The organism is Streptomyces sp. NPDC047079, from assembly GCF_040643755.1.
Classification (GTDB): domain Bacteria; phylum Actinomycetota; class Actinomycetes; order Streptomycetales; family Streptomycetaceae; genus Streptomyces.
The window spans coordinates 1-12,475 of sequence record NZ_JBEYUZ010000054.1 but is presented as its reverse complement, the minus strand read 5'-3'; the positions used below and the strand labels follow the sequence as shown (position 1 = coordinate 12,475).

1 protein-coding gene is annotated in these 12,475 nt (G+C 72.8%); it reads left to right on the top strand.

The genetic code is table 11. The features are described 5' to 3' along the window. On the top strand, nt 1–12,475 hold a 12,475-nt coding region (locus ABZ823_RS30505; protein ID WP_361666078.1), incomplete at both ends, for an amino acid adenylation domain-containing protein.

Sequence of the window (12,475 nt, the reverse complement as noted above, 5' to 3'; positions counted from 1 at the left end):
CAGACGCCGTCGGCGTTCCGGTCGCTGGTGTCGGCGGCGGCAGTGGGGGACGAGCGGATCGGCCGGCTGGCGCTGCGGTCGGTGATCTTCGCCGGAGAGAAGCTGGAGATCGGCGAGCTGAGGCCGTGGGTGGAGCGGCTGGGGCTGGAACGGCCGGCTCTGGTGAACATGTACGGGATCACCGAGACCACGGTGCACACCACGTTCTACCGGGTGGAGGCGGAGGACCTTCAGCCGGGTGCGGGCAATCCGGTGGGCCGTCCGCTGAGCGACCTGAGCGTGCATCTGCTGGACGCGCGAGGGCAGTTGGTGCCGGTCGGGGTGCCAGGGGAGATCCATGTGGGCGGCCCGGGTGTGGCCCGCGGCTATCTCGGGCGGCCGGAGCTGACCGCGGAACGCTTCGTGCCCGACCCGTTCGGCCCGCCCGGCTCCCGTCTGTACAGGTCGGGCGACCTGGCCCGCCGCCGCCCGGACGGCAGCCTGGACTTCCTCGGCCGCGCCGACGACCAGGTGAAGATCCGCGGCTACCGCATCGAACTCGGCGAGATCGAGACGGTACTGGGCGCCCATCCCGGGGTGCGGGAGGCGGTGGTGATCGCCCGCGAGGACGGCCCGGGGGACAAGCGGCTCGTCGGCTATGTGGTCCCCGCCGGTCCCACCCCGCCCGAGACCGCCGAACTGCGCACGTTCCTCGCCCGGGACCTGCCCGACTACATGGTGCCGGCCGCCTTCGTCACCCTCGAGAAGGTGCCGCTGACGGCCAACGGCAAGCTCGACCGGCGCGCCCTGCCCGCCCCCGACGGCACCGCCTACGCCCGCTCCCGCTATGTCGCCCCGCGCACCCCGCTGGAGGAGCGGGTCGCCGCGGTCTGGGCAGACGCCCTGGAGACCGAGCGCGTCGGTGTCCACGACGGCTTCTTCGACCTGGGCGGCGACTCCATCCGCGCCGTCGCCCTCGTCGGCGCCCTGCGGGCGGAGGGCCTCGACCTGTCCGTGCGCGACGTGTTCGACCGCCGCACCGTGGCCGAGCTGTGCGAGCTGCTGGCCGACCGGGCCACCCTGGAGGCCGACGACCTCGCCCTGGTCCGGCCCTTCGCGCTGATCTCCGCGGCCGACCGGGCCCGGCTGCCCGAGGGCATCGTCGACGCCTACCCCTTGTCGCAGATCCAGACCGGCATGGTCATCGAGATGCTGGCGGACGAGGAGAAGAACCACTACCACAACTGCAGCTGCTTCCGGATCCGGGACGAGCGGCCCTTCGACCCCGCCGCCTTCCACCGGGCCGCCGAGGAGGTCGTGGCCCGCCACGACATGCTGCGCACCTCCCTGCACCTCACCGACTACTCCGTACCGATGCAGCTGGTACACGAGCGGGCGGACGTGGCCGTCGGCGTGCGCGACCTCGGACACCTCACCCCGGACCAACTCCAGGAGTCACTGCGGGAGTTCGTCGCGCAACAGCGCGCCCAGGCCTTCGAGCTGTCCGTCCCGGGCCTGATGCGCTTCCACGCGCACGTCGCCGAGGACCACTGGTGGATCTCGGTCACCGAATGCCACCCGATCATGGAGGGCTGGAGCTACCACTCGCTCCTCATGGAGCTGCTGACCTGCTACCACCGGTTCCGGGACGGCTTGGAACCCGAGCCGTACGAGCGGCCCGCCGTGCGCTTCGCCGACTCCGTCGCCGGCGAGCTGGCCTCCCTCGCCGGTGACGCGGACCGGGACTACTGGCGCGGAGTGGTCGACGGATACGAGAAGTTCACGCTGCCCACGAGCTGGGCCGGCGACCCGGACGCCCCGCGCGGCAAGTACCACGTCCGCGTCATGTGGGACGACCTGGAACCGGCACTGCGCGCCTTGGCCGCCGAGGCCCACGCCTCGCTCAAGAGCGTCATGATCGCGGCGTACGGCAAGGTGCTGAGCGCACTCACCGACGCGCGGGCGTTCCACGCCGGTCTGGTCTACGACGTACGGCCCGAGGTCACCGGCGCCGACCGTGTGTACGGCATGTACCTCAACACGCTCCCACTGGCCTTCGACCGGATCCCCGGCACCTGGTTGGAGCTCGTCCGGGGCGTCTTCGAACGCGAGGTGGAGAGCTGGGCGCACCGCCGCTACCCGCTGCCCGCCGTGCAGCGGGACACCGGCGGCAACGGGCGCCTGATCGACGTCTTCTTCAACTACCAGGACTTCCGCCAGGTGGACGCGGGCCTGGTGGACGACGCGGTCGGTATCGACGACAGCCCCACCGAGTTCCCGCTGACCATCTCCTCCCGGGTGAAGAGCATCTTCCTGACCGCGGACACCCGCTCCCTGGCACCCGAGCACGCCGAGCGGATCGGCGCCATGTTCCGGACGGTCCTTCAGGCCATGGCGGCCGACTTCCACGGCGACGCCCGCATACCGCTCGTCCCCGCCGAGGAGCGGGCGCGGCTGACCGGTGCGTGGGCGGTCCACCCCACCGAGCCCGTCACCCGCACCGTATACGAGCTGTTCGAGGAGCAGGCGGCGCGGACCCCCGACGCGACGGCCGTCGTCGACGGCGGCAGACGGCTGAGCTACGCCGAACTCGACGCGTACGCCAACCGTCTCGCCCACCACCTGGGAGAGGCCGGTGTCACCTCCGAGTGCGTGGTGGGCGTGCTGCTCGACCGCGGAGCCGACCTGATCGCCGCGCTGCTGGCCGTGTGGAAGGCGGGCGGCGCCTACGTACCGATGGACCCGGTCTTCCCGGCCGGGCGCGTGGGGCACATCCTCGCCGACGCGGCCGCCGGCGTCTTCCTGACCCAGTCCGCCTACGAGGACCGGGCGGGCGCCGGCTTCACCGGACGGACGCTGGTCCTCGACCGGGACCGCGCCGCCGTCGACGCCCGCCCATGCGACGCACCCGACCGGACGGCCGACCCGGACCGGCTCGCCTACGTCATCTACACCTCCGGCTCCACCGGGCTGCCCAAGGGCGTCCTGGTGCCGCACGGCGGCCTCGCCAACCACGTCCGATGGGCCCGGGACGAACTCACGGGCGCCGACGGCGGCGCCCCGCTGTTCTCCTCCGTCGCCTTCGACCTGGTCGTGCCCAACCTGTGGGCGCCGCTGGTGGCAGGCCGGCCCGTGCACACCCTTCCCCAGGACCTCGACCTCGGTGACCTGGGAGCGGCACTGGCCGCGCAGGCGCCGTACGCCTTCGTGAAGCTCACCCCCGCCCACCTCGAAGTGCTCACCCACCAGCTCACCGCGGCCCAGGCCCGAAGCCTCGCGCCGGTGCTCGTCGTGGCCGGCGAGGCACTGCGCCGCCCCGTCGTCGAGGCATGGCGGAAGCTGGCCCCCGGCACTCGGCTCGTCAACGAGTACGGCCCCACCGAGACATCCGTCGGCACCTGCACCTGGGATGTCCCCGCCCGAGCGGACGGCACGCTGCCCGACGTGATGCCCATCGGCGGTCCGCTGCCGGGCGTCACGATGTACGTCCTCGACGACCGGTTGCAGCCCGTGCCCACCGGCGTCCCGGGCGAGCTGTACATCGGCGGAGCCGGCTTGGCCCGCGGCTATCTCGACAGGCCCGGCCTCACCGCCGAGAAGTTCGTCCCCGACCCCTACGGCGGGCCGGGCGCCCGGCTCTACCGCAGCGGCGACCGGGTGCGGATGCTCGCGGACGGCAGCGTCGACTTCCTGGGCCGCGGCGACGGCCAGGTCAAGATCCGCGGCTACCGGGTCGAACTCGGCGAGATCGAGGCCGCGCTCGGCGGCCTGCCGCAGGTGTCCGACGCCCGCCTGGTCCTGCGCGAGGACACCCCCGGAGAACAGCGGCTCGTCGCCTACCTCGTACCGGCGGCGGACACCGTGCCCGACCCGGCGGCCCTGCGCGACCGGCTCGCCCGCACCCTGCCCGAGTACATGGTGCCGACCGCGTTCGTCACGCTGACCGCCATCCCCCTGACCGCCAACGGCAAGCTCGACCGGAGCGCCCTGCCCGCGCCCGGCCAGGACGCCTACGCCACGGGCGGGCACACCCCGCCCCGCACCCCGCTGGAGGAACGGCTCGCCGCCGTGTGGGCCGAGGTGCTCGGTGCCGAGCGGATCGGCGTGCACGACGGCTTCTTCGACCTGGGCGGCGACTCCATCCGGGCCGTGGCCCTGATCGGCGCGCTGCGGGCCGAGGGGCTGGACGTGTCGGTCCGCGACGTCTTCGAGTGCCGCACCGTCGCGGCCCTCGCCGAGCTGCTCTCCGGCCGCACCGGGCCCGGAACCGGCACACCGGCCCGCACCAGGCCCTTCGAGCTGATCAGCGAGGAGGACCGGGAGAAACTGCCCGCGGGGCTCGCCGACGCCTATCCGCTGTCCCTGGTGCAGACCGGCATGCTCGTGGAGACCCTCGCCGACGGCGAGCGGAACAACTACCACAACGTCAACGTCTACCGTGTCCACGACGCCCGGCCCTTCGACTTCCCCGCCTTCCAAGAAGCGGTCGCGACCCTGGTTGCCCGCCACGAGGTGCTGCGCACCTCCGTCGCGCTGACCGGGTACTCCGTACCCCTCCAGCTCGTGCACGCCGAAGCCGACATACCCCTCGCGATGCGCGACCTGAGCGGCCTCACGGCCGACGAACAGCGGCGCAGCATGCTCCGGTTCGTGGCCGACGAGCGCGACAGGGTGTTCGACTTCGCGCGGGCCGAACCGCTGCTGCGCGTCTGCGCCCACAGCCTCGGTGACGACGGCTGGCTGTGCACCTTCACCCAGAGCCACGCCGTGATGGACGGCTGGAGCAACCAGCTCTTCCTGGTGGACCTGGTCCGCGTCTACCAGCAGCTCAGGGACGGAGGGCCGGTGGAGCCGTACGCGGCGCCCGCCGTGCGCTTCGCCGACTCCATCGCCGCCGAACTCGCCGCACTCCACTCGCAAGAGGACCGCGCGTACTGGCAGGGTGTGGTCCAGGGCCGCGCCAAGGCCACCATCCCGGACGGCTGGCACGGCGACCTTGGCGCACCGGCCCAGGTCGTGCGCGCCGGAACCCGCTTCCACGACCTCGAGGAGCCGCTGCGCGCGCTCGCCGGCGCGGCGAAGGCATCCATCAAGAGCGTGCTGGTCGCCGCCTTCCTGAAGGTGGTGGGCCAGCTCACCGACGAACCCGCCTACCACGTGGGCCTGGTCACCCACTCACGGCCCGAGGCGTCCGGCGCCGACCGGATCTACGGCACCTTCCTCAACACCCTTCCCCTCCCCGCCGACCGGACCGCCCGCACCTGGCGCGAGCTGGTTCGGCAGGTCTCCGACCGGGAGATCGAGGCATGGCCGCACCGGCACTTCCCGATGCCGGCCATCCAGCAGGAGCCCGGAGCCGGGCGACTGGTCGACGTCTTCTTCAGCTACCTCGACTTCCACCGGATGGACCCCGAGGAGGCCGAGGACGGCTGGGGCTTCAACGACGCCCCGAACGAGTTCGCCCTCACCGCGACCGCGCTCGGCGGCATGCTGAGCCTGCGCTCGACCTCCCACGTCCTCAGCCAGGAGCACGCCGACCGGATCGCCGGGATGTTCCGGGCGGTGCTGGAGGCGATGGCGGCGGACCCGGAGGGCGACGCCCAGGCCGTCCGCCTGCCCGCCGGGGAGCGGGAGCTGCTTCTGGAGGCCGCACGCGCCCAGCGCGAGGCGGCGCCGGTTTCTCGGACGGTGCACGAGCTGTTCGAGGATCAGGTGGCGCGGACGCCGGACGCGGTGGCGGTGGTGGCCGGTGAGGTGGCGCTGACGTACCGGGAGGTGAACGAGCGGGCGAACCGGCTGGCGCGGCATCTGCGGTCGTTGGGCGTGGGCCCGGAGTCCCTGGTCGGTGTGTGCCTGGAACGGGACGCGGAGCTGATCCCGGCGCTGATCGGGGTGCTGAAGGCCGGGGCGGGCTATGTGCCGTTGGACACCGCGCACCCGGCGGACCGGCTCGGCCATGTGCTCACCGACGCCGAGGTGCGGATCCTCGTGACCAGCACCGCCCAGGAGGCCGTGCTCGGCACTGTGTTCGACGGGACCGTGGTCGTCCTGGACCGGGACGGCGGGACGCTGGAGCGGTACGGGGCCGACGACGTCGAGCCCGTGTCGAGTCCGGACAACACGGTCTATGTGATCTACACATCCGGGTCGACCGGCAAGCCCAAGGGCGTCACCCTCACCCACGGAAACGTCGTCCGGCTGATGACGACCCTCGACGAGCGCCACTCCTACGACGCGTCCGACGTGTGGACGATGTTCCACAGCCACGCCTTCGACTTCTCGGTGTTCGAGATATGGGGTGCGCTGCTGCACGGCGGCACCCTCGTCGTGGTCCCGCAGGACGTGACGCGTTCACCGGACGACTTCCTGGACCTGCTGGTCGCGCGGCGAGTGACCGTGCTGAGCCAGACCCCCACGGCGTTCAAGGCCCTGGCGGCCTCGGCCGCCGCCGACGATCCGCGCATCGGACGGCTCGCCCTGCGGATGCTGGTCTTCGGCGGTGAGAAGCTGGAGTTCACGGAGCTGACCCCGTGGGCCGAGCGGCTGGGGCTGGAGCGGCCCGCGCTGGTCAACATGTACGGGATCACCGAGACCACCGTGCACACCACCATCCACGAGGTGCGCCCCGGCGACCTCGGCCCAAACGCGGGCAGCCCGATCGGACGGCCGCTCGACGACCTGTCGCTGCATCTGCTCGACGGCGCGGGGAACCTGGTCCCGTTCGGGACAGCGGGCGAGATCCACGTCGGGGGCCCCGGTGTCGCCCGCGGCTACCTCAACCGGCCCGCGCTGACCGCAGAGCGGTTCGTGCCCGACCCGTTCGGTCCGCCCGGCTCCCGTCTGTACAGGTCGGGCGACCTGGCCCGCCGCCGCCCGGACGGCAGCCTGGAGTTCCTCGGCCGCGCCGACGACCAGGTGAAGATCCGCGGCTACCGCATCGAACTCGGCGAAATCGAAGCCGTGCTGGCCGCGCACCCCGCCGTCCGGGAGGCGGTGGTCGTCGCCCGCGAGGACGAGCCCGGCGATCGGCGACTGGTGGCGTACTGCGTCCCGGCGGCCGGCACCGCCCTGCCGTCGAGCGCGGAACTCGCCTCCCACTGCGGCCGGTCCCTGCCCTCCTACATGGTGCCGACCGCGTTCCTCGCCCTGGACTCCATACCGCTGACCGCCAACGGCAAGCTCGACCGGCGCTCCCTGCCCGCCCCCGACCACACCGCCTACGCGCGCTCCCGCTACGTAGCCCCGCGCACCCCGCTCGAGGAGCGGATCGCCGCGGTCTGGCGGGACGTCCTGGGCGTGGACGCGGTCGGCGTCCACGACGGCTTCTTCGATCTGGGCGGCGACTCCATCCGCGCCGTCGCCCTCGTCGGCGCCCTGCGGACCGAGAACCTGGACGTCTCCGTCACCGACGTCTTCGCCCACCGCACCGTCGCGGGCCTGGGCGAACTCCTCGGACGGCGAGCGGACCTGGAGGAGGACCCGGAGCCGGTCCGGCCGTTCGCGCTCATCTCCGCCGAGGACCGGGACCGGCTGCCGGAGGGCCTCGCGGACGCCTACCCCATGTCCCAGGTGCAGACCGGCATGGTGGTGGAACTGCTCGACGCCGCCGACGCCTACCGCAGCTTCGTCTCCTACCGGGTCTCGGACCCGCGCCCCTTCTCCGAGCAGGCGCTGCGCCGGGCGGCCCGCATCGTCGTCGGCCGGCACGAGCTGCTGCGCACCTCCTTCGACCTGCACTCCTACTCGGTCCCCATGCAACTGGTGCACACCGAGGCCGACGCCCCCGTCGTCGTGCACCGGGTCGCCGGGGGCTCCGGCAACGAAGACACACCGAACGAGGAGCTGATGAAGCTGCTCCTCGCCGAGCGGAACGCCCAGTTCGACCTGGGGCGGGCGCCGCTGCTGCGGGTGGCCGCCTATGTCACCGACGACGGCTGGTGGCTGTCGCTGTGCCGGCCGCACGCCATCACCGAGGGCTGGAGCCACAACTGGCTGATGTCCGAACTCGTCGGCTGCTATCGCGCCCTGGGCGACGGCCGGGAACCCGAGCCGTACCACGCACCCGCCGTCCGCTACGCGGACTACATCGCCGCCGAGCTGGCCTCGCTGCGGTCCGCCGAGGACGCCGCGTACTGGCAGGACATCGTCACCACCCACACCCCCTTCACCCTGCCCGACGGCTGGGAACGCGCCGCCGGGCCCGGCGAGGGCTACGACCTCGCCCTGTCCCTGACCGATCTGGAGCCCGCGCTGCGCGCGGTGGCCACCCGGCTGCGGACCCCCGTCAAAAGCGTGTTGCTGGCCGCACACGCCAAGGTGATGAGCCGGCTCACCGAGTCCCCGGCCTTCCACCTCGGTCTGGTCGTCGACGCACGGCCCGAGGTGCTGGGCGCCGACCGGGTCTACGGCATGCACCTCAACACCGTGCCGTTCCCCGTGGACCGCTCCGCACGCACCTGGCGGCAGCTGATCACCCAGGTCTTCGACCGCGAGGTAGAGCTGTGGCCGCACCGGCGCCACCCCTTGCCCGCCCTCCAGCGGGCGCGGCGCGGCGGACGGCTGGTCAGCGTCGCGTTCAACTACGTCGATCTGCCGCCCATGGAGGAGACCTCGGGCGGTGCCGACGGGACGCGGGCCGACGCCCGGTTCGGCACCAACCGGACCGAGTTCGACCTCACCGTGCACTGCCGGCCCGACCGGCTGAACCTGTCGACCAGCACGGCCGTCCTCAGCAGGGCCGACGGCGAACGGCTCCGCGCGATGTACCGCGCGGTGCTCGAAGCCATCGTCGCCGACGTCGACGCGGACGCCCGCGCCGACTGCCTTCCCGAGGCCGAGCGCCGACTGCTGCTCGACACGCTGACCGACACCGCGCGGCGGCCGGCCGACCTCCGCGTGCCGGAGGAGTTCGAGCGCCGGGCCTCGCTCGCGCCGGACGCGGTGGCCGTCGTCAGCGACGAGACGCTCCTGACGTATGCCGAACTCAACACCCGGGCCAACCGGCTCGCCCACCATCTGCGCGGGCTCGGAGTGGGCCCGGAGACACTGGTCGCCCTCTGCCTGGAACGCTCGCCGGAGCTGGTCCTAGCCGTCCTCGCGGTCCTCAAGGCCGGCGGCGCCTACCTGCCGCTCGACCCGGACGCGCCCGCCGAACGGCTGCGCTTCATGGTCGAGGACGCCGACGCACGCTATCTGCTCACCCGCAGCGGGGCGGCCGACACGGTACCCCCGTCCGACGGGGTGACCCGCGTCCTCGTCGACGAACCCGGCGCCTTCAGCGGATGCCCCGGTACGGACCCCGAGCCGCTCACCGCGCAGGACAACCTCGCGTACGTCATCTACACCTCCGGCTCGACGGGCCGCCCCAAGGGCGCCATGGTGCGCCGCGACGGCATGGGCAACCACCTGCTGGCGAAGATCGAGGACCTCGGCCTCGACGCCACCGACACCGTGGTGCAGAACGCCTCCCCGGCCTTCGACATCTCGGTGTGGCAGATGCTCGCCCCGCTGGTGACCGGCGGCCGGGTCCGCACGGTCGACGGCGCCACCGCCCTGGACCCGAGGGAGCTGTTCGCGCGGGTGGCCGACGAGGAGGTCTCCGTCCTCGAGGTCGTGCCGTCCCTGCTGCGCACCGCCCTGGACGACTGGGACGCGGGGGGCGCGGCACCCGACCTGCCCCGGCTGCGCCGGCTGGTGGTCACGGGCGAGACGCTCCCCGCCGAGCTGTGCGTCCGCTGGCTGGCACGGTACCCGGGCATTGCGCTGGTGAACGCCTATGGGCCCACCGAGTGCTCCGACGACGTCACGCACGCCGTCCTGACCGACGCCGCCGCCGACCGTCGCGTACCGATCGGCGAACCCATCAGGAACACCCGGCTGTACGTGCTCGACGCATGGCTGCGGCCGGTGCCGGTCGGCGTCCCGGGCGAGCTGTACGTCGGCGGAGCCGGCGTCGGCCGCGGTTACCTGGGCCGGCCGGAGCTGACCGCGGAACGCTTCGTGCCCGACCCGTACGGACCGGCCGGCGCCCGCCTGTACCGCACCGGCGACCTGGCCGCGTGGCGGGGCGACGGCAGCCTGGACTTCCTGGGGCGCGTCGACGACCAGGTGAAGGTGCGGGGGCACCGCATAGAACTCGGCGAGATCGAGACCGCGCTGAGCACCCACCCGCTGGTCCGCCAGGCCGTCGTGGTCGTCCGCGAGGAGCGGCTCGTCGCCTATGTCACCCCCCGCCGCGAGGAACACGCCTCCCCCGAGGCGCTGCGGGACCGGCTGGCGCGGACCCTCCCGGAGTACATGCTCCCCGCCGCGTACGTGGTGCTGGACGCTATCCCGCTGACTCCCAACGGGAAGGTCGACCGGCGCGCCCTGCCCGCCCCCGACGACGCCGCCTTCGCCCGCGGCGAGTACCTGGCACCGCGGGACGACGCCGAACGCCGGATGGCCGAGGTCTGGTGCCAGGCCCTGGGCGTGGAACGCGTCGGCGTCCGCGACGGCTTCTTCGACCTGGGCGGCGACTCGATCCGGGCCGTCGCCCTCGTGGGCGCGCTCCGCGCCCAGGGCGTCGACCTCGCGGTGCGGGACGTCTTCGAGGCCCGGACCGTGGAACGGCTCGTCGAGCTGGTCTCCGGACGGGACGAACTCACCGCCGCCGACGAGCGGTTCGTGGCGCCATTCGCGTTGATCTCCGCCGAGGACCGGGCCAGGCTGCCGCAGGACGTCGTGGACGCCTACCCCCTGGGCCGGACGCAGCTCGGCATGCTCATCGAGATGACCGGTGGCGACCGCAACCCGTACCACATCATCAACACCTTCCGGGTCGTCGACGAGCGGCCGCTCGACCCGGACGCCCTCCGGGCGGCGGCGCGCCTGCTCACGGACCGGCATGAGGTCCTGCGGACCTCCTTCCACCTGACGGGCTACTCCACCCCGCTGCAACTGGTGTACGCCTCGGCCGAGATCCCGGTGCGCGTGCACAGTCTGCGCGGACTGACCGAGGAGGAGCTGACCGCCGCACGCTTCGAGCTGCATGCCGGGCAGCGGGCCGAGCCGTTCCCGGTAGAGAGCGCCCCGCTGATGCGGATCCTCGCCCACGAGGAGAGCGACACGGCCTGGTGGGTCACCTTCACCCAGTCCCACGCGATCACCGAGGGCTGGAGCTATCACCAGCTCCTGGTGGAACTGCTCGACTGCTACCGCGCGATCCGCGACGGCGGGGAGCCGGAGACCCCCGAGGCGCCGGCGGTGCGGTTCGCCGACACGATCGCCGCCGAACTCGCCTCGCTGGACTCGGCGGAGGACCGCGCCTACTGGCGCCGGGTCACCTCCGAGCACACCCCCCTGACGCTGCCCGCCGAGTGGGCCGGAGCGACCGACGAGCCCGTCTACCAGGAGGTGCCCTTCGACGATCTCGCCGACCGGCTGCGCGATCTGGCCACCGGTGCGGGGGTGTCGTTCAAGAGCGTGCTGCTCGCCGCCTTCCTGAAGGTGATGGGGCAGATCACGGACGAGCCCGCCTACCACGCGGGGCTGGTGTGCGACACCCGGCCCGAGGCGCTGGGCGCCGAGCGCGTTCTCGGCATGTATCTCAACACCCTTCCCTTCCCCGCCGACCGGACCGCCCGGACGTGGCGGGAGCTGGTGACGCAGGTCTTCGAGCGGGAGGTCGAGCTGTGGCCGCACCGCCGCTACCCGATGCCCGCGGTCCAGCACGACTGGGGCGGCGGAAGGCTCATCAACGCCTACTTCAACTACATCGACTTCCACCAGGTCGACACCGAACGGGTCGCCACCGGGACGCGCATGACGAGCGCGGCCAACGAGTTCGACCTGATCGTCTTCAACCGCGGCAACCGACTTCACGTCAACACCCGCGCCGACGTCATGACCCTGGCGCACGCCGAACGGCTGGCGGGGATGTTCCGCGCGGTGCTGGAGGCGATGGCGGCGGACCCGGACGGCGACGCCCGGACGACCCGCCTGCCCGCGGGGGAGCGGGAAATGCTCCTGGAGCGTGCCCTGCGGGGCACCGCCCCGGCCGCGGCCGTCTCCGCCTGCGTCCACGAGCTGTTCGAGGATCAGGTGGCGCGGACGCCGGACGCGGTGGCGGTGGTGGCCGGTGAGGTGGCGCTGACGTACCGGGAGGTGAACGAGCGGGCGAACCGGCTGGCGCGGCATCTGCGGTCGTTGGGCGTGGGCCCGGAGTCCCTGGTCGGTGTGTGCCTGGAACGGGACGCGGAACTGATCCCCGCACTGCTGGGCGTACTGAAGGCGGGGGGAGCGTATCTGCCGCTGGACCCGGTCAACCCGGCGGACCGGCTGGGGTACATGCTCGCGGACGCCGGGGCGTCCGTCGTCGTGACCGGTGGTGCCCAGGTGGCTCTGCTGGACGGGGTGTTCGACGGGGTGCTGGTGGTGGTGGACGCGCAGCGTGAGGTGCTGGAGGCGTATGAGGCGGGGGATCTGGCGCCGGTGCCGGGCGCGGGTGCGGACAACG